Source organism: Amycolatopsis eburnea, from assembly GCF_003937945.1.
GTDB classification, from domain to species: Bacteria; Actinomycetota; Actinomycetes; order Mycobacteriales; family Pseudonocardiaceae; genus Amycolatopsis; species Amycolatopsis eburnea.
The window spans coordinates 1,028,258-1,047,575 of the sequence record NZ_RSEC01000058.1 but is presented as its reverse complement, the minus strand read 5'-3'; the positions used below and the strand labels follow the sequence as shown (position 1 = coordinate 1,047,575).

Here is a 19,318-nt window from a genome sequence, read left to right as displayed (position 1 = left end):
ACCGCATGGCGGACGTGCGAGTTCGACGCAGTACCGCCCGGACGGCCGCGCTGCTGTTCGGGGTCGCGTTCCTGGTGGTGGGGGTGCTGGCCGCGCGCGCCAACGCCGCTTCCCGGGCGTTCCAGATGTTCGGCGGCGGGGTCTACGTGCTGCTGTGGGTGTTCGGCCTGGCGATGGACCACGACAGCCCGGCCGACTTCCTGCCCGTGGACAACGCGGACCTCAGCCGGGCTCCGTCCGGGGACCGGCTCACGGCTTCCGGCCCACCCCCGTGGCGATCTCGCGCAGCCGGTGGCGGTCCGGGGCCAGCGGCGCCGTGTCCCCGCCCGCGCCTTCGCGCAGGCCGGCGAAGAACTCCTTCAGCGTGGCCTCCGCGTCGTGCCGCGGCCGCCAGTCCAATTCGGACTCCGCGCGGCCGGTGTCCATGACCGGGAGCCGCAGCACCGCGTCGAACAGGCCCGGGGTCGCCGGGACCGCGTGCAGGCGCCAGGCCGCGTCCACCGCCGCGCGGGCCACGCGCGCGGGGACCGGGATCGTGCGGGCGCCCAGCAGCGAAGCCACGAACCGCGGATCCACCACCGGCCCGGTCGCGATGTTGAACGGCCCGCGCACCGGCCGCGTCACCGCGCGGCGGACGGCGTCGCCCAGGTCGGCCGTGTGCACCACCTGGAAGCGGAGCCCGCGGACGTCCGGCACCACCGGGAGCAGCCCCGGCCGCACCAGGGAACCCGGCACGAACGGACCACCGAACAACCGCCGCTGCTCGGTGGCCGCGCGGCGCTGGAACACGAAGCCCGGCCGCATCCGGACGACGTCGACGGCCGGGTGGCGGGCCTCGAACGCGTCGAGGTAACGCTCCAAATAGGACTTTTCCCGCGGGTAGGCCGCTCCCGGCCAGCCGTGCGTCGGCCAGTCCTCGGTGACCGGCTCGTCGTCCGCACGCGGCGAGTACGCCCCGATCGAAGACGTGTGGACGAGCTTGGGCACGCCGGCGGCGGCCACCGCCTCGAACACCCGCATCGAGCCGAGGACGTTCGCGCGCCAGGTGCGTTCCGGCCGGCGGGCCGGCTGGAACAGCCACGCCAGGTGCACGACCGCGTCGGCGCCGTGGAAGAGCGGCGCGAGGTCGGCGCGCTCGACGTCGGCCACGACGATCCCGTCGGCGGGCCGTCGCGCCAGCCCGACGACGCTGTCGACCTGCGGGTCGGCGCTCAAGGCGCCGACCACGCCGGTCCCGATGTTGCCGGTCGCCCCGGTGACCACGATGCGCATCCGGGGCGGTTACCCGGCGCCCGGGCGATCAACCCTGCTATGTTCGGGGTGTGGCAGGTGACCTCGACATCTCCGGATAGCTCCGGAGCAGCAGGCCCCCGGCAGTGCCGGCGCGGGCCGCTTTCGTCGACCATTTTTCCCGCCACACACCGCAAAGGTCTCCAGCGTGTCCGAAATCGTCCTGTCCGGCCTGTCCTTCTCCTGGCCGGACGACACCCCCGTCTTCGACCACCTCTCCGCCACCATCCCCGCCGGCCGCACCGGGCTCGTCGCGCCGAACGGGTCCGGTAAGACGACGCTGCTCAAGCTGGTCGCCGGGGTGCTGCGGCCGACGGCGGGCAGTGCCACCGCCGACGGCGTCCTCGGCTACCTGCCGCAGGACCTGCCCCTGTCCGGCGAGCCCTCCGTCGCCGAAGTCCTCGGCGTCGCACCGGTCCTGCGCGCCATCGCCGCCGTCGAGGCCGGGGACGCCGCCGAGGAGCACTTCACCACCATCGGCACCGACTGGGACGTCGAGGAACGCACCCGCGCCCAGCTCGACCGGCTCGGCCTCGACGTCGCACTCGACCGGTCGCTGAGCACGCTGTCCGGCGGACAGATCGTCTCGCTCGGCCTGGCCGCGCAGCTGCTGAAGCGCCCCGACGTGCTGCTGCTCGACGAACCCACGAACAACCTCGACCTGGCCGCGCGGCACAAGCTGTACAGCGTGCTCGACGACTGGTCCGGCTGCCTGCTCGTGGTCAGCCACGACCGCGCGCTGCTCGACCGGGTGGACCGGATCGCCGAGCTCGACCGCGGCGAAATCCGGTTCTACGGCGGGAACTTCACGGCGTACGAAGCCGCCGTCCGAGCCGCGCGCGAGGTCGCGGAGAAGAACATCCGCAGTGCCGAACAGGAAGTCAAGCGCGAGAAGCGGGAGATGCAGCAGGCGCGGGAACGGGCCGCGCGCCGGGCGAGCACGGCGTCGCGCAACCTCGGCAACGCCGGGCTGCCCAAGATCTTCGCCGGCACCATGAAGCGCAACGCCCAGGAGTCCGCGGCCAAGGCGGACGGCACGCACGCGGCGCGCGTCGGCGCCGCGAAGGCCAAGCTCGACCAGGCCGAGCGCGAACTGCGCACCGAGCAGAAGCTCAGCCTGGAGCTGCCGCAGACGGTGGTCCCGGCGGGCCGGACGCTGTTCGTGGGCGAGGGCCTGCGGGTACGCGACCTCTTCGGCGACGGCGTCGACCTGGCGATCCGCGGCCCCGAGCGGATCGCGCTCACCGGCCCGAACGGCGCCGGGAAGTCCACGCTGCTGCGGATCCTGCGCGGCGACCTCGAGCCCGACGGCGGTTCGGTGACCCGCGCCGACGGCCGGATCGCGTTCCTCTCGCAGCGGCTCGACCTCCTGGACGACGACCGTTCCGTGGCCGAGAACCTGGCCGCGGCCGCACCCGCGTTGCCGACGGCGCAGCGGATGAACCTGCTGGCGCGCTTCCTGTTCCGCGGCTCCCGCGTGCACCTGCCGGTCGGCGTGCTCTCCGGCGGGGAACGGCTGCGCGCCACGCTGGCCTGCGTCCTGTTCGCCGAACCGGCGCCGCAGCTGCTGCTGCTCGACGAGCCGACGAACAACCTCGACCTGCTCAGCACCGGGCAGCTGGAGAGCGCGCTGACCGCGTTCCGGGGCGCGTTCGTCGTCGTCAGCCACGACGAACGGTTCCTGGCCGCGATCGGCGCCGATCGGTGGCTGCGGCTGGAAAACGGTGACTTACACGGGTGACGTCGGGCGACGGTCGCCGCGGCGGCGGCCGGATTCCTAGCGTGGTGGCGTCACCCGCTGAAAGGAACACCATGTCCGAAGTGACCTACACCGCCGTCGCCACCTCCACCGCGGAGGGCCGCAACGGCGGCCGCGCGACCTCCGACGACGGCGCGCTCGACGTCACCCTCGCCGTCCCGAAGGCGTTCGGCGGCGCGGGCGACGGCACCAACCCGGAGCAGCTGTTCGCGGCGGGCTGGGCGTCCTGCTTCGTCGGCGCGGTGCGCCGGGTCGCGGGCGCGAAGAAGGTGCCGCTGAACGACCTCGCCGTGGTCGCGGAGGTCACCCTCCACCACGACACGGACGCCGGCGAGTTCCGGCTCAGCGCCGTGCTGCACCTGGAGGCGACCGGCATCGACCAGGCCACGGCCGACGAGCTCGTCAACGGCGCGCACCAGGTGTGCCCGTACTCGAAGGCGACGCGCGGCAACATCGAGGTCACCCTCGACGCGACGGTGGCGTGATGAAGCGCGCGCTCGGTGCCCTGGGCGTCGCGGCGGTCGTCGGGGCGGGCGTGCTCACCGCCGCCACCCCCGGCGCCGCCGTGACGTCGCACCCGAAACCGACGGTCGTGCTGGTGCACGGCGCGTTCGAGGACGCGTCGGCGTGGGCCCCGGTGACCCGGCGGCTGCTGGCCGAGCACTACCCGGTGCTCGTGCCGGCGGTCCCGCTGCGCGGCGTCGCGGCGGATGTGGCGTCGCTGCAAGGGGTTCTGGACGCGGTGCCCGGGCCCAAGATCCTCGTCGGGCACTCGTACGGCGGCTTGCTGATCAGCGAGCTGGCGGGCTCGACGCGTGAGGTGAAGGCTCTGGTCTACGCGGCGGCGTTCATCCCGGAGGCGGGTGAGACGGCGGGGCAGCTGAACGCCCAGTTCCCGGGTTCGCTGATCGGCCCGTCGACGACGCACGCGGTCGGCCCGGAGCTGTTCGTGAACGCGGCGAGCTACCCCTCGCTGTTCGCCGCGGGACTCCCGGCCCTGGACACCGCGGTCGCCGCGGCGGGCCAGCGCCCGATCCTGGCGGCGGCGTTCGACGAAAAGATCCTCGCCACGGCGCCCGCGGGCATCCGGAAGTACGCACTGGTGGCGACGCGCGACAACGCGATTCCCCCGGCGGCGGAACGCTTCGAAGCCCGGCGCGCGCACGCGTCGATCACCGAGGTGGACTCCCCGCACGCGATCGCGTCGGCGGCTCCCGACGCCGTCGTCGACGTCATCCACCGCGCGACCCGCTGAAAAGGGGCCCGGTCTTCCGGGCCCCTTTCTCACATCCGGTCGGCGTCCAGGATCGCCTGGGCGAACGGCCGCGGCGCTTCCTGCGGCACGTTGTGCCCGATGCCGTCGAAGACGCGGTGTTCGTACTTGCCGGTGAACTTCGCGCGGTACGCCTTGCCGTCCTTGGCCGCGCCGTCGAAGTCGCTGCCGATCGTGATCGACGGGACGCCGATGGTCGCTCCCGCGGCCAGTTTCTGTTCGTACGCCTCGTACTGCGGCTCGCCCGGAGCGAGGCTCAGGCGCCAGCGGTAGTTGTGGATGACGATGGCGACGTGGTCCGGGTTGTCGAACGCCGCCGCGCTGCGGTCGTACGTCGCGTCGTCGAAGTGCCAGGCTGGGGACGCCGTCTTCCAGATCAGCTTGTTGAAGTCGTGGCGGTTCGCCGCGTAGCCCGCCCGGCCGCGCTCGGTCGCGAAGTAGTACTGGTACCACCAGCCGAGTTCCGCCTGCGGCGCCAGGGGTTTCTGGTTCGCCGCCAGGTTGGTGACGATGTACCCGCTCACCGCGACGATCGACTTGCAGCGTTCCGGCCACAGCGCGGCGATGATGTCGACGGTCCGGCCGCCCCAGTCGTAGCCGCCGAAGACGGCCTTGTCGATCTTGAGCGCGTCCAGCAGCGCGATGACGTCGAGCGCCACGGCCGTCTGCTGGCCGTTGCGGACCGTCGCGGCGGACTTGAACACCGTCGGGCCGTACCCGCGCAGGAACGGGATGATCACCCGGTAGCCGGCGGCGGCCAGGATCGGCGCGACGTCGACGTAGCTGTACGGGTCGTACGGCCAGCCGTGCAGCAGCACCACCGGCTGCCCGGTCGCCGGGCCGGACTCGTGGTACGCCATGCTCAGCACCCCGGCGTCGGCGTGCTTCACCTCGCCGAGCGAAGTGTGCTCACCAGACCCGGCCCGCAGGTCGGGGCCCGGGGCCGCGGCGGGGGCGGCGGCCGGGGACGAGCAGGCCGCCAAGGAGGTCGCCGCCAGTCCCGCCGCGAACGCCTGCCCGAACCTTCTCCTGCTGATCATCTTGACTCCTGTGCGAAAGACCGTGGGACTTTCACGACGTTAAGGAGTGCCCGGTGAACTTCGCGCCCGTCAGGTGACGCAGCGGGTGTAAGTCACCCTTCGAGGGTCTTCAGCATCCCGGCGAGGTCGGCGCGGGAGCTCACGCCGAGCTTGGGGAAGATCCGGTGCAGGTGCGTGCCGACGGTCCGGTGCGAAAGGTACAGCCGCTGCCCGATCTCCCGGTTCGTCAGCCCCTCCGCGGCCAGCTGCGCGATGCTCAGCTCGTGCGGGGTGAGCTTGTCCCGGGCGTCCGGCCCGCGGTTCGGGCTCGACTCGCCCGCGCTGCGCAGCTCGCGCCGGGCCCGCTCGGCCCACGCCGTCATGCCGAGCGCGTCGAACGTCTCGCGGGCGGTGCGCAGGTGGGTGCGCGATTCGACGACCCGCCGCTGCCGCCGCAGCCACTCGCCGAACGCCAGGTGGACGCGGCCGCGTTCGGCGGGCCAGCCGGCCAGGTCGGCGGCCAGCGCCTCGGCGAACCGGTCGTCGGACGGGTCGAGCACGGCACGCGCGTACCGCAGCCCGGCGTGCAGCGCGGGCGACGGCGTTCCGAGGCACTCCAGCTCGGCCAGGACCTCCCGCATGGCGTCGGTCTGCCCGGCCCGGACGGCGGCTTCGGTCAGTTCGGCGACGCAGTACGCGCGCAACGCCAGCTGGTAGGCGGGGTCGGCGGGATCGAGCAGGCGCCGCAGGTCGGCGAAGGCGTCTTCGAAGCGGCCTTCGCTCAGGTTCGTGAGCCCGCGCGCGAGCTGGACGGTGGCGAGCACCGGCCGCGCCCCGGCGGCGAGCCCGGCGCGTTCGGCCTCGGCGGCCAGCGCCCCGGCCTGCCGGTGGTCCCCGCGCAGCGCGGCGATCTCGGCCTGGACGGCGGTGGCCAGCCCGCCCATGAAGGGCTGCCCGGTCTCCCGCGCGAACCGGACCGCCTCCGCCGCGGCCGGCCCGGCACCGGCCAGGTCCCCGAGCCGGGCGCGGCTCCACGCGAGCACGGCGAGCGCGCGCGGCAGCAGCCCGAGCCGTCCCTGCGCGCGGAGCCCGGGCGCGGCGGCCGCGGAGAACCGCGCGGCAAGGTCGAAGGCACCGACCTGGAGCGCGGCACTGCCGAGGTACCGGTCGACCTCGGGATCGGCGCCGGTACGGGCGGCCAGCGCACGAAGGTGCTTCAGGACGGCTTCGCCACGCTCGAAGGGGGCGACGTACGCGGTGACGGCCACGATCCGCGGGTCGTCGTCCGGGACGGGCAGCAGGTCGGCGACGTCGAGCAGCGCCTGCCGCGCCTGGGGCCCGGGCTCGGTCCAGAAGCAGCGCATGGCGGCGCTCCAGAGGATCCGCATGGCGGCGTCGTGCTGCCCGTCGGCCGCGACGGACCGGGCGACCCCTGCCAGCTCGGCGACGCGGGCGGGATCCTCGCGGACGCCGTCTTCGAACTCGCTGAGCAGCCGGCTCGCGGTGGCCCGGCGCCGGGGGTCGGCGGGCCGGGCGTCCCGCACCAGGCGTTCGGCGGTCTCCCGCCGCCCGGACTCGACGGCCAGCTCGGCCGCCTTGAGCAGCCGATCGGCCCGCGTCCCCGGTTCGGAGGTGAGGCGGGCGGCCTGTTCGAGCGCGGCGATGGCGGCAGCGGCCCCACCCCGGTACCGCGCCCGCTCGGCGGTGCGCTCGAGTTCTCCGGCAACGGCTTCATCGGGCCCGGCGGTGGCGGCGGCCTGGTGCCAAGCACGGCGGTCCGGCTGGTCGTGGAGCGCGTCGACGAGGGCGAGGTGGGCCCGGCGCCGCTCGAGCGCGTTGGCGGCGGCGGGGATGGCGGAGCGCATGAGCGTGTGGCGGAAGGTGAGGACGCCGGAGGTGAGTTCGACCAGCCGCGCTTCGACGGCGGGGGCGAGGATTTCGGGATCGGCGCTGGTCAGTTCAAGGAGCGTCGCGGTCGCCGCGAGGGTCTCCGCCAGCGACGTCGTCTCGTTCAGCGCCGCCACCAGCAACGCCGTCCGCGTCGCGGCCGGCAGTGCCGAAACCCGGGCCGTGAACGTGCGCTCCAACCGTTCCGTCAACGGCAGCACGGGGTCCAGCCCGTCGAGGTCGGCGGCCGCCGCGGGCAGTTCCGTCAACGCCAGCGGGAGCCCCGCCGCCTCCGCCAGCAGCCGGGTCCGGACCGACGGAGCCAGCCGCGGGGCCACCGAATCCAGCACCTCGGCCGCCGCGTCGGCGGGCAGGCGGTCCAGCGGCATCGGCGCCAGGCCCGCGTCGAGCAGCGGGGACTCCGCGCCGTCCCGGAGCGTGGCGACCAGGACGATCGGCTCGGTTTCGATGCGCCGCGCGACGAACGAGAGCACGTCCGCGCTCTCCCGGTCCAGCCACTGCGCGTCCTCCGCGACCAGCAGCAACGCCTTCGCCGCGGCCTCCTCGGCCAGCAGCGTCAACACCGCGAGCCCGACCAGGTAGGTGCTCGGCTGGTTCCCGTCCGCCAGCCCCAGCGCCGTCCGCAGCGCGTCCCGCTGCGGCGCGGGCAGCTCCGCCGCCCCGGCGCGGACGGGGTAGAGCAGCTGGTGCAGCCCGGCGTACGCGAGGTTCTGCTCGCCCTCGGCGCCGGTCGTGCGCAGCACCCGCAGCCCGGCGACCGACGCCGCGGCCGCCGTCTCGGTCACCAGCGCGGACTTGCCGATGCCCGCCTCGCCGCGGATGAGCACGCCCGCGCGGTCTTCCGGGCCGTCGACGAGCTCGCCCAGCTCCTTCAGCTCGGTTTCCCGGCCACGCAGCACCATGGAAACGACCTTACCCAAAGCACGTTTCCGCAGTTCACGGCCGAGTGACGTACACCGGCAGCGTCACCCGACGGGCGCGGCGCCATCGGTCACGCACCTAGCTTTCCCCACGAAAAGACGCAAGCGATCAGAGAGACCGATGAGACGCACACTCCTGGCGGCCGCCGTGCCGCTCCTGCTGACCACCGTCACGCAGCTCGCCCCGGCCGCCTCGGCAGCACCGGTGCCCACCTGCGCCGCCGTCGCGGTGCCCGCCCCGCCGGGCGCGAAGATCGAGTCCGTGTCGGCCGCGCCCAAGACCGGCTTCTGCCAGGTCACCGTCACCCTCACCCACGACGGCAGCGACCACGTCAAGGTCGTCGTCGGGCTGCCCGACACCGGCTGGACCGGCCGCCTCCAGGCCCTCGGCGGCAGCGCCTACGCCGCCGGCGAGTTCGGCGCGCCGTTCACCCAGGCGGTCGAGGACGGCTACAGCGCGGTCACCACGGACGCCGGCGTGTCCGAGAACGCGCTGGACACCTCGTGGGCGCTGACCGACGGCAAGGTGAACCGGACCCTGCTGACCAACTTCGCCACCCGGTCGACGCACGACGAGGCCGTGATCGGCAAGGCCGTCACGGAACGCCACTACCAGCGGCCGATCACGTACTCCTACTGGACCGGCTGCTCCACCGGCGGCCGCCAGGGGTACTCCGAGGCCCAGAACCACGCCGGCGACTTCGACGGCATCCTCGCGAACGCCCCGGCCGTGCAGTGGACGCAGTTCGCGGTCGCGACGCTCTGGCCGCAGGTCGTGATGAACAACGAGCACGACTTCCCCAGCAACTGCGTGCTCTCGGCGTTCCAGAAGGCCGCCGTCCAGGCGTGCGACGCGCGCGACGGCGTGACCAACGGCATCGTCGACCACCCGGACGAGTGCAGCTACGACCCGCGCAAGCTGGTCGGCACGAAGGTCGTCTGCGACGGCCGGGAGTTCACCGTGACCGCGGCCGACGCCGAGGTCATGCGCAAGATCTGGGCCGGGCCCACCGACGAGCGCGGCCGCAAGCTGTGGGCCGGGCTCCCGAAGGGCGCGGACTACACGTGGGTGGCGGGCACGCAGGCCGGTCCCGACGGCACGCTGACCGCGCCGGGCTTCAAGGTGGCCGTCCTGTGGGCGCAGTCGTTCCTGGAGAAGCAGGCGGACTTCGACACCTCGACGCTGACGTACGCGCAGTACACCGCCCTGTTCCGGCAGTCGGTGCGCGAGTACGACGGCGTCATCGGCACCGCGGACCCCGACCTCTCGGCGTTCCGCCGCTCCGGCGGCAAGCTGCTGACCTACGTCGGCACGAACGACCAGCTCATCCCGCCCGGCGGCACGCTGTACTACCGCCAGCAGGTCGAGCGGGCGATGGGCGGCTCGCAGCGGGTGAACGACTTCTACCGGCTGTTCCTGGCCCCGGGCGTCGAGCACTGCGGCGGCGGCCTCGGCCCGCAGCCGTCGAACCCGCTGGGCGCGCTGGTCGACTGGGTCGAGCACGGCAAGGCCCCGGCCACCCTCGCGGCGGCGACCGCGGACGGCACGGCGACCCGCGACCTGTGCGCGTACCCGCGCGTCTCGCGCTACACCGGCCACGGTGACCCGGCCACGGCGGCGAACTACCGCTGCCGCTGAGTCCACGCGCCCCGATGCGGCCGACCCCACCGCATCGGGGCGCCTGCCCCGGCGACGTACGGCGACGGCGTCGCCCGACGGACGCGAAGCCGATCATGGAAAACCTAGCGTCGGAGCCATGACGCACTTGATCCGCGCAGCCGTCCTGACCGCCGTCGTCGCGCTCGCCACCGCCTGCTCGGCGAGCGCGACGCCGCCCCCGGCACCGGCCGCGCCACCCGCCGCCCCGGCCGGCTGGTCCCCGGCGCCGGTCGTCCCGCTCGCATCGCAGCCGCCGCCCGCGCTCGTCGTCGACGCGCCGCTGCCCGAGCAGCTCGCCATGGGACTCGTGGTGCTCCGGTACCGCGCGGAGAACCTGCGGATCGTGCCGGTCTACGGCCCCGCGGCCCTCGACGTCTCCCCGCGCGTCGGCCACATCCACGTGACGGTCGACGACGCGCCGTGGCACTGGGCGGACGCCAGCGGCGAACCGCTCATCATCCAGGCGCTGCCGCCGGGCCCGCACAAGGTGTGGATCGGGCTCGCCGACCCCACGCACAAGGTGCTGGACAGCAAGACGGTGAGCTTCGTGGTGCCCCCGGGTGGCGGCCACCACTAGTGGACTTGCGGGTCCAAAATCTCCGGAGCACGGTGGGGAAGTCAACGGATTTCCCCTGCCACAGGAGCACTTTCCCATGCCTCTCGACCAGTACTACCTCCTCGGCCGTTCGGGTCTGCGCGTCAGCAGGCTCGCCCTCGGCACGATGAACTTCGGCACCGGCGGCTTCCACGCCGCGTACGGGAAGACCGAGGACGAAGCCCGCCCGATCTTCCGCAAGTACCTCGACGAAGGCGGCAACTTCGTCGACACGGCGGACTTCTACACAGCCGGCGAAAGCGAAACGATCCTCGGCAAGCTGATCGCCGAAACGGGCGCGCGCGACCGCGTCGTCCTGACCACCAAATTCACCAACAGCGTCGACCCGGCCGACCCCAACGCGGGCGGCAACGGGCGCAAGCACATGATCCGCGCCCTGGAGGCGTCGCTGCGCCGCTTGGGCACCGACTACGTCGACCTGTTCCTGCTGCACACGTGGGACCGCCTCACCCCGGTGGAGGAGGTCGTGCGCACGTTCGACGACCTGATCCGCGCGGGCAAGATCCGCTACCCGGGCCTGTCCGACGTCCCGAGCTGGTACGCCGCCCGCGCCCAGACGTACGCCGAGGCGCACTCGCTCGCGCCGATGATCAACCTCCAGCTCCCGTATTCCCTGGTGCAGCGCGAGATCGAAACCGAGCACGTCCCCATGGGCCGCCAACTCGGCCTCGGCATCACGGCCTGGAGCCCCCTGGCAGGCGGCTTCCTGACGGGCAAGTACCGCAACGGCGGCTCAGGCCGGTTCAGCGACACGGACACGGCGTGGACCGAGCGCGACTGGCAGCTGCTGAAGCCGCTGGAGCAGGCGGCGGCCGAACTGGGCGTGACAATGGCCCAGGTGGCGATCAACTGGGTCGCCACCCAGCCGGGCATCGCGTCGGCGATCGTGGGGGCCAGCAGCGCGGACCAGCTGGGCAAGAGCATGGCCGCGCTGGACTTCGAGATCCCGGCGGAGCAGCGCAGGCTCCTCGACGAGGCGAGCGCGGTGGCACCGGCGTCGGTGTACCGGATGTTCACGCCGGAGTACCAGAAGTGGATCGTGAGCCCCGGCTTGAAGGTGGGCGACAAGCCCGTGGGGTACGCACCGGTGGTGCGGAACTGGTGACGACGGACGGGTGATCGGGCACTCAACCCGGTCACCCATTGGTCTCAACCCGCTCCACGGCCGGGTGATTCGCCAGGAAACCTCCATCGGGATCCTACTGCGTTCACTTGTAACACCGACCCAAACGGCCCACTTTTTCGTTTCCACAGAAGGATTTAACTGAAGTCCATTGTGGATCGCAGCGGAACCGGCCAACTCACCCAGCCTCGCGTCTGGTGTCACGTCACCGGCACACCAAAACTTGGTCCATGCCAGTGATGCGCGCAACTGCGAGCTCGATCCCGATTCACCCGACTGGAACACTCGCCTCAACCAGGGGCGTCCAGGACAATGGAAGGAGCCGAGCACTACGCCAGCGACCGCCACGGGAGCACGTGCATGGACACGCCGGAACCTTCTGATCCGGAAGTCGCACGACGCACTGAGCGTAACCGCCGAATGGTGCAGGATTGGGAAAACGGTACCTCCATTACCCAGATCGCACAGCGGTACGGCCTCTCGCCCAACCGGACCGGCACCCTGCTCCGGCAGAACGGTGCCAACCTCCCCACGGCCGGACGCGGCATCAAACGTGACCTCGACACCGCGAAAATCGTGGCCGACTACCTCGACGGCGCCACGATCCGTGAAATCGCCGATGCACAGCAGGTTTCGTACGGAAAGGTCCATCGCTTACTGCGACAGCAGCAGGTTCCCATGCGGCCACGTGGGGGAAGAGGACGCTCCAAGTAGCAGAATCGCCCACGAAAATACACACACGGTAATAGTCCATAATGGACAGCGTCTGGTGTGAAAATTCACAATCTCCCCCGCTTCGGACGGCGAACCGGTAAACCGGAAGGTCGGGGTGGCAGCGGGAGGGGAACCATGACGCGTCCTCAGCCGAAGCGCAACACGGCGCCGCAGCAGCAGTGGGCGGATACCGGACCGATTCAGTTGCCACCGCCACCTCCGGAGTTCGTCGGCAGGGAACACGAACTCGGCCAACTCGACGCCCTCCGGGAAGCACCGCGAGTGCATCCGCGAATCGCTGTGCTGACCGGCATCGGAGGAGTCGGGAAGACGGCTCTCGCCCTCCATTGGCTCACCGCGCGCCAGGCTTCCTTCCCCGACGGCGTGCTGTACACGAGCTTCGCATCGGAAACCGCGGACGAGAGCCCGGAGTCGCCCGACATCGCACTCCACGGGTTCCTCACCGCCCTCGGGATTCCCTCGGCCGAGATTCCGGCTCGCGCCGGTCAACGCGCCGCGCTGTTCCGCGCCCGCACCGCAGGACGCACGTTCGCTCTCCTGCTCGACAACGTTGTCTTCGCGGCGCAAGTGCGCGCACTGCTCCCTGCCGCCCCCACCGCGTTCGTGCTCGTCACGAGCCGGTCCCAACTGAGCGGGCTCGGCCTGGACGGCGCTGACATCATTCCCGTCGAACCACTCGGTGACCGGGCTGCACGTGCACTGTTGGCTTGCCGGGCCGGGGCGGGAAGACTCGAGACCGACGACGCGGCCGTGCGGGAGCTCTTGCGGTCTTGCGGCGGTCTGCCCCTGACGATCGCGGTCGTCGGCGCCCGCCTGCGGGCACGCCCCGAGCGCAGTCTCGCGAGAGAGGCCCGAACCCACGGGCCTCGGGGAGGACCGCCCGGAAAGGTGTTCGACGCGTCGTACGAGACCTTGTCGCCGGCCTCGGCGCAGCTCTACCGCCTGTGCGGCCTCCTCCCCGGCGGGCACGTCGCCCTCGACGTGCTGGCCCACGTACTCGCCGTCCCGGCCGACAGCCTCGACGGCCTGGTCGACGAACTCGTCGAGGCCAATCTGCTCGGCGAACACGGCGACGTCGTCAGCCAGCACGACGTGATCCGTGAGGATGCTCGAACGCGATGCGAACGCGAGACGACACAGGCGGAGCGGCTCGAGCTGATTCGCTCGTTCACCCGCTGGTACGTCGATCGGGTACTGGCTGCTGACGAGCTCATTCACCCGTTTCGTCCGCGGTTCGGCGTCCGCGCCGAGCCTGCGGTCCAGATCTTCGGCGACCGCGAGCGGGCGGTTCGCTGGTGGCGCCGCGACCAGCAGATCATCCGGGCAGTGACGCGCGAAGCGATGTCGCGTGGCTGGTACACCGAAGTGTGGCAGCTGAGCGAGGCCTCCTGGGGGTACTTCATCCACAACCGCGATTACGAACCCTTCCTCGCACTCACGGAACTGGGCATCGAGGCGGCCCAGCGGTGCGGCACGCCCCTGGTCGAGGCTAGGTTGCGCAGCCAGCTCGGCTTCGCGTTCGACCAGCTCGGCAGGTTCGAGGAAGCCGACGCCCAGCACGCCATCGCCTTGGAGATCGGTGAGCGCGAAAACGACGGCCCAACTCGCGCCACCGCGGTCTCACGGCTGGCCAGGGCAGCCCGTCGCCGCGGCGACTTCGAGCAGGCACTGCGCTTGTACGAGCAGTCCGCGGAGCTCCACGCCGCGATCGGCCGCCCGCGCGGCGTCGCACTGGCTCGACGCCGCCGGGGCGAGCTCCTCATCGAGCTGAACCGGGACGAGGCGGCCGCAGCGGAACTCACCGCGGCCGCCCGGACGATGGCCGAAGTCGGCGACGCGAACCAGCACGCCCGCGCGGTGACGGCCCTCGCCCGCCTGCACGATCGGAACGGCCGATACGACGAGGCGCGGAACCGCTTACTCGCCGCGCTCGAGGTCGTCCGCGCACTCGATTCGCCGTTCTACACCGCCAAAGTCCTCACCGTCCTGGCCGACCTGGAGATCCGCCACGACGACTTCGAGCAAGCGCGTGATCATCGTGCCGAAGCGAGAAGCCTGTACACCCGGATGGGAGATCCTCGCGCCGCCGAACTCGGCGGCTCGGACTGACCCGATGATGCCCGAACACCGTCCTCGCACGGTGAGCCGGGCGAAGACCACCGTTTCCCGGTACCAGGCCAAAATGGCGACAGCGCCGGGGAATTCGGCGGCTTGGCGGTGCACCGCGGTCGTCGCGGCAGCCGAAGAGTCGTAGACGCCCGTCAAGACGACGTCGGCGCACGCCGTCCAGACCCCCGACGCCAACTCCGCGTCCGCCACCAGGACCGACGCGCTTCTCCCCGCAGCCCACGGGACTCGCAACCGCCACACCCCGGGGGCGAGCACACCCGTCATTCCGACCACCTCGGCAACGGCCGCGGGACAGGCAGCAGCGGGAATGACGCCGGTGTCTCCGGAACGGCGAGCTCCAGCAGCCGGTACATCGCGTCTCGCAGTATTTCCGCCGAGCGATCAGCACGGGACGTGATCGCCTCGGTGGCCGCCCCGGCGAGCGCGGCCGTCCGAGTTCCGGCGGCGGCCGCCTGCTCGGGAAGCGGGCAGTTCCAGCTCAAGGACAGGGTGTGTGCGCGGACGACGTCGGCGACGCTGCCTTCCTGCGGTTGCCCGCACATCGAAGCGAGCGTCACCGGGCACCCCATCGCTGCCGCGTACCCCGTCGTCGAACCGTGGTCACCGACCACCCAGTCGGCCGCGAGCATCGTCGCCTGCCAGCCGGACTCCGGCGGAATCAGCACCAGCCCGCCGGCCAGTGCTCCGGACAACCAGGCGCTGACTTGGCGGCTTCCGTGTACCGCCCACACGTTCGGGTGCAGCACCGCCGCGACCGCGAACCGCTGAGCGGGCAGCGCGTCCACGACTGCCTGGTACAGCTCCGGCAACCGGCCGAACGCCGAATCGGTGAACCAGGTCGTGCTGATCACGACCAGCCTTCGCTCTGGCGTCAGACCGAGTACGGACCGGTACACCTCTCGCAGGTGCCGGCTCATCCGCATCCGGTCGAGGCAACTGTCACCGGCCACGATGGTGTTCGGGGTCGCCTCGGGACACCGTTCGCGCACCAGCTCCACTTCGCTGTCCGTGCCAAGCGCCAGCACGTCGGGCAGCACCCGCCCGCGAAAGGTCAGCAGTTCGCGGTCGACAGCGGTCGTGGGCTCGGTCGCCCCGCCCGCCTTCCTGCTGTGCCGACGGGGCTTGACCCGGCCGGCACCGTGTCCGATCAGCAAGATCGGTCCGTGCACTTCAGCGAGGTGACGGTGACTCGCCGCCAGGACGAGGTCGAACCGGTGTGCCACCGCCTGGTCCCACGGCAGGACCACACCGTGCAGGCCGCGCACGAACTCTTCGACACCGTGCCACCGCTCCGTCGTGTGGGGCACCGTGAAGACCACCTGCACCCGCAAGTCGGTCTCGAGCAGGGAAACCAGATCGAGCAGCCGGGTCCCGGCAGTCATCGTCGGGACCACCACCAGCACCGCACGGCACCGCGGCCGAGTCACCCGCGTGCCGGCGTCGAGTCCGACGGGCCCCCGCACCCACAAATCCGCAGCCATTTCGTCCCCTCGCGTGGTCGTGACGTCGATGAACCGACAATGCGGCCGACGACTTCCGACTCCCTTCCCGTTCGACGGACAAAGCCCGGACAAACCATGGCCAGTTCGCCGACACCGGCGATCGTTATCGCGCTGTCGTCGCCGATTCATCAAATCGATGCAAGGCTGACAACGGGAGAGGGAAGGACCAGGAAATGGAGATCGCGTACGGCATTCTCGGGCAGACAACAGTGCGGATGCACGGGATTCTGACCGAGGAGTGGGGTTCCCGGCAAGCGCGCAACCTGCTCACCACCCTCCTCGTCGAACCCGGAAAACGCTGCTCACAGGAGAGACTGCTGGACTGGGCCTGGAGCGAGGAGGCGCCGCCCGTCAACCCCAAAGAGGCTCTGTACAAAGCGATCACCCGACTACGACAGTCTCTCGAAGAGACCGATACCCCACCACCTATCCGCGCACTGAACGGCGGCTACATCCTCGACATCGCTCCCGATCTGGTTGATTTCCACTGCTTCACCCACGAAATGCGTCGCGCCCGGAAATTCAGCGGCGACGGTGAACACGAAAGCGCATGTGAAGTCGCACGTGCAGCGCTCGCGCTCTGGCGCGACGTTCCACTCGCCTGCCTGGACACCGAGCAGGCGCAGAATTGGCGGCGGAACGTGATGGCCGCGGACTGGGCGCCTGCACACAGTTTCCTCGCCGCCGAGCTGCTGGCGGTCGGCCGTCCGGACGAGGCGTTGCGCCAGCTGGGCCAACTTCCCCACCCGTACGCCGCCGAACCCACCTTCGTGAAGCTCCGCGCCTCGGCTCTGTACGCGCTCGGCCAGTCCCACGAAGCACGCAGCTACGTCGACGCGGCGCTCAAGGAGTACGCGGAAAACGGCAACACCGACGCGGCCGCCGACCTGCAGATGCATGACGCACACCTGCGAGGCCGCCGTTCGGCCGTGTCCCCGGAGCCGGCGCCTCGAGCCGCGCCGGTACCCGCCGTCGGCGCGATCCGCATCGGGCTGCCCCGGAACCTTCGCGGGTTCGTCGGCCGAGCGGACGCGCTCCGCACCCTCGACCTGCACTTGCTGTCCCCGGAGGACAACCACGCCCCGGCAGTGGTCGTCAGCGGCCCCCCTGGCATCGGGAAAACCAGCCTCGCCGCGTACTGGGCGCACGCCGTCGCCGACCGGTTCCCCGGCGGAATCCTCTGCATCGACATGCAGGGGTTCGGGCCGGCCCCGGCCCGGAAGCCCGCCGAAGTGGTCGACCTCGCGCTCACCGCCCTCGGCTACCCGATCGACCACCTGATCAGTGCGGCAGCCCGCGCGGCGAGGCTGCGCTCGCTGCTCCGGCAGGGGAAGCCGTTGCTCTTGATCCTCGACAACGTGGGCAGTTCCGAACAGGTCGACGAGATCGTCGAACTCGCGGAACCATGTACCGTACTGCTCACTTCGCGCCGGTCACTGCACGCACTCGCCCGCCGCCACGACATCCCCACGATCAGGCTCGGCCACCTGGACGAGCACGACTCGTTCGCGCTCCTCAGCAAGCGCATGCGCGGGCGCGCCGACGAGGAACCGGACGCGGCGCACGCACTCGCCCGGCTCGGCGATGGCCTGCCGCTCGCGTTGACTCTGCTGGCCCAGCGCGCCGTTTGCCGACCCGGCGTCCGTCTCGACACCATGCTGGAGGAACTGCGCGACCCGGAGATGCTGTTGAGCATCGGGGACGACGGGGACGATGTCGGCCTCCGCACCACGTTCTCCGCGTCGTACCAGGCACTCGACCCCACCGCGCAGGACGTGTTCCGGCTCTTCGGCCACCACCCGGGTCCCGAGATCCAAGCCGACACGGTGCTCTCGGCGAGTTCCCACTCCCGGGCCGCGACCCGTCGCGCCCTCGAAAACCTCGTCGCCTGGCACCTCGTCGACCAGCCCGGCGAACCCGACCGCTACCGCATCCCCGACATCTTCCACCGCTACGCGCGCTCGCTGCTGCCGGACAGTGACCCGCAGCCGCTGCGACGGCTGCTGTCGCACTACTTGCAGACCGCGCTCCGCGCGCACTTGACCGCGCACCCCTACCGCGGTCGCCCACCGATGCTCCCGGCCGAACCCGGGGTCGTCCCGCTCACGTTCGACTCGGCCGCGGCGGCCACGCAGTGGGCCGTCCGGGAGCGCGACAACCTCTCGGCTCTCATCAGCGAGGCGGAACGGCTGGAGCAGTACGACTACGCCGCCTACTTGCCGCACCTGCTCACCGACAGCTGGGAGCGCCACGGTTGCCTTACGACCGCGACGCAGGGGCTCGCGGTCGCCGTCCGCGCGGCCAGAGCGGTGCACGACGTCATCGCCGAAGCGTCGTCCCTCAACGACCTCGGCGAACTTCACCTCATCCTCGGCGACAACGAGAAGGCACGCTTCTACCTCAGTCGCGCGCTGGACATTGCCACCGAGTACGACGAGACCGTCGGGATCCTGACGGTCAAGATCAACCTCGCCCGCCTCCACCGGCGCCGCGGCGAGCACGCCGAGGCCATCGGTCTCCTCCGACGCTGCATCGACCTGGCACGTGCGGCACACGACCCGGTGCGCGAAGGCATCGCCGAGCAGTACTTGGGTGACGCGTTCGCCGACCTCGACCAGCGCGAACAGGCGTTGCCGCACTACAACCGGGCCCTCCACGTCCGCACGGTCTTCGGGGACACGACGGGCCAGATCGCGACCCACACGGCACTGGCCGCCCTGCACACCCACGAGCAGCGGCTGGAGCTCGCCCACATGCACTGCCGGCAGGCGCTGGCCAACCTCGACGGCTGCGACGACCTCACCGCCACGATGAAACTTGGTACCGTCCGCGCCCGGCTCGCACTCGCGGACGGCAACGCCCGCGAGGCACTCAGGCTGTCCCGGCACGCCGTGGTGCTGGCGCGTCGGGCCCACACCGCCACCGGACAGGCTCGTGCGCTGGAGACACTGGGCGAAATCCTTGGCAGCCTGCGCAACCCCGGTGCGGCGATCGAAGCCTGGACCGAGGCCATCGCGTTCTTCCGGGGCCGCGGCAGGGACATCAAGGCCGATCGCTTGCAGGCACGGCTCGACGAGATCGCCGAGGTCGACGTCGACGGGCTCATCCCCGGTGCTCGCAAGGACAGCGAGGACACTGTCGGCATGCCTTACCCGCCCGGAGCACGCGACGACGCTAACTCCAAAGGGTGAACTAGCGCCTCGACCGAAATTGCGTTCACCCCCACCTGAGGTCGAATTTCGCAGCTAGGTGATGCGACGACAGCGCGACTACTTTACGTGGTTCCGATGTAGCGGCCAGAATTGCTTGCCAGCCGCCTCAACGCTCCCTACGATTTCGGTTGATCAAACCTCCGTGCCCAGGTGGGCGGAGATAATCCCCGA

At 71.3% G+C, this 19,318-nt stretch carries 13 protein-coding genes and 1 pseudogene; 10 read left to right on the top strand and 4 right to left on the bottom strand.

The features are described from left to right. Window positions 1–5: 5 nt before the first annotated feature. A pseudogene (locus EIY87_RS30435) lies at window positions 6–209 on the top strand (DUF4383 domain-containing protein); the annotation flags it as partial. Window positions 210–249: 40 nt separating this feature from the next. Here the strand turns inward: EIY87_RS30435 and EIY87_RS30430 are convergent. Further along, complete coding sequence (locus EIY87_RS30430; RefSeq protein WP_125313254.1) at window positions 250–1,272, bottom strand: NAD-dependent epimerase/dehydratase family protein; 1,023 nt, start codon at window positions 1,270–1,272, stop codon at window positions 250–252. A gap of 166 nt (window positions 1,273–1,438) precedes the next feature. Here EIY87_RS30430 and EIY87_RS30425 point away from each other — a divergent pair, with 166 nt between their 5' ends. The 3 genes from EIY87_RS30425 to EIY87_RS30415 all read left to right on the top strand — a co-directional run bounded on the left by EIY87_RS30425 (window position 1,439) and on the right by EIY87_RS30415 (window position 4,304). After that, window positions 1,439–3,031 (top strand): ABC-F family ATP-binding cassette domain-containing protein, encoded by a 1,593-nt coding sequence (locus tag EIY87_RS30425; RefSeq protein ID WP_125313253.1) that lies wholly within the window; start codon window positions 1,439–1,441, stop codon window positions 3,029–3,031. Between the two features lie 71 nt (window positions 3,032–3,102). Beyond that, on the top strand, window positions 3,103–3,534 hold the full coding sequence (locus tag EIY87_RS30420; protein WP_125313252.1) for an organic hydroperoxide resistance protein: 432 nt from the start codon (window positions 3,103–3,105) through the stop codon (window positions 3,532–3,534). Further along, a complete protein-coding gene (locus tag EIY87_RS30415) occupies window positions 3,534–4,304 on the top strand; it encodes an alpha/beta fold hydrolase (protein WP_158641380.1) in 771 nt (256 codons plus the stop codon). Before EIY87_RS30420 ends, EIY87_RS30415 begins: the two co-directional genes overlap by 1 nt. A gap of 29 nt (window positions 4,305–4,333) precedes the next feature. On the opposite strand, the gene EIY87_RS30410 is transcribed toward EIY87_RS30415, so the two are convergent. Both EIY87_RS30410 and EIY87_RS30405 read right to left on the bottom strand, forming a co-directional pair. Next, window positions 4,334–5,362 (bottom strand): alpha/beta fold hydrolase, encoded by a 1,029-nt coding sequence (locus EIY87_RS30410; RefSeq protein WP_125313251.1) that lies wholly within the window; start codon window positions 5,360–5,362, stop codon window positions 4,334–4,336. Between the two features lie 92 nt (window positions 5,363–5,454). Continuing rightward, a complete protein-coding gene (locus EIY87_RS30405; RefSeq protein WP_125313250.1) occupies window positions 5,455–8,151 on the bottom strand; it encodes an AAA family ATPase in 2,697 nt (898 codons plus the stop codon). A gap of 139 nt (window positions 8,152–8,290) precedes the next feature. On the opposite strand from EIY87_RS30405, the gene EIY87_RS30400 reads away from it, so the two are divergent. The 5 genes from EIY87_RS30400 (at window position 8,291) to EIY87_RS30380 (ending at window position 14,412) form a co-directional block, all read left to right on the top strand. Next, a complete protein-coding gene (locus EIY87_RS30400; RefSeq protein WP_125313249.1) occupies window positions 8,291–9,808 on the top strand; it encodes a tannase/feruloyl esterase family alpha/beta hydrolase in 1,518 nt (505 codons plus the stop codon). 118 nt (window positions 9,809–9,926) lie between these two features. Next, on the top strand, window positions 9,927–10,406 hold the full coding sequence (locus EIY87_RS48530; RefSeq protein ID WP_225440112.1) for a DUF6130 family protein: 480 nt from the start codon (window positions 9,927–9,929) through the stop codon (window positions 10,404–10,406). Between the two features lie 76 nt (window positions 10,407–10,482). Beyond that, window positions 10,483–11,550 (top strand): aldo/keto reductase, encoded by a 1,068-nt coding sequence (locus EIY87_RS30390; RefSeq protein ID WP_125313248.1) that lies wholly within the window; start codon window positions 10,483–10,485, stop codon window positions 11,548–11,550. Between the two features lie 378 nt (window positions 11,551–11,928). Next, entirely contained in the window at window positions 11,929–12,282 is a 354-nt protein-coding gene (locus EIY87_RS30385) for a helix-turn-helix domain-containing protein (RefSeq protein WP_125313247.1), read from the top strand. Between the two features lie 135 nt (window positions 12,283–12,417). Further along, on the top strand, window positions 12,418–14,412 hold the full coding sequence (locus EIY87_RS30380; protein ID WP_125313246.1) for a tetratricopeptide repeat protein: 1,995 nt from the start codon (window positions 12,418–12,420) through the stop codon (window positions 14,410–14,412). Window positions 14,413–14,693: 281 nt separating this feature from the next. On the opposite strand, the gene EIY87_RS30375 is transcribed toward EIY87_RS30380, so the two are convergent. After that, window positions 14,694–15,836: a hypothetical protein gene (locus tag EIY87_RS30375; RefSeq protein ID WP_318531903.1), complete on the bottom strand. Its 1,143-nt coding sequence runs from the start codon at window positions 15,834–15,836 to the stop codon at window positions 14,694–14,696. Between the two features lie 272 nt (window positions 15,837–16,108). Between EIY87_RS30375 and EIY87_RS30370 the strand changes: the two genes are divergently transcribed. Continuing rightward, window positions 16,109–19,126 (top strand): AfsR/SARP family transcriptional regulator, encoded by a 3,018-nt coding sequence (locus EIY87_RS30370; protein WP_125313245.1) that lies wholly within the window; start codon window positions 16,109–16,111, stop codon window positions 19,124–19,126. Window positions 19,127–19,318 lie beyond the last annotated feature (192 nt).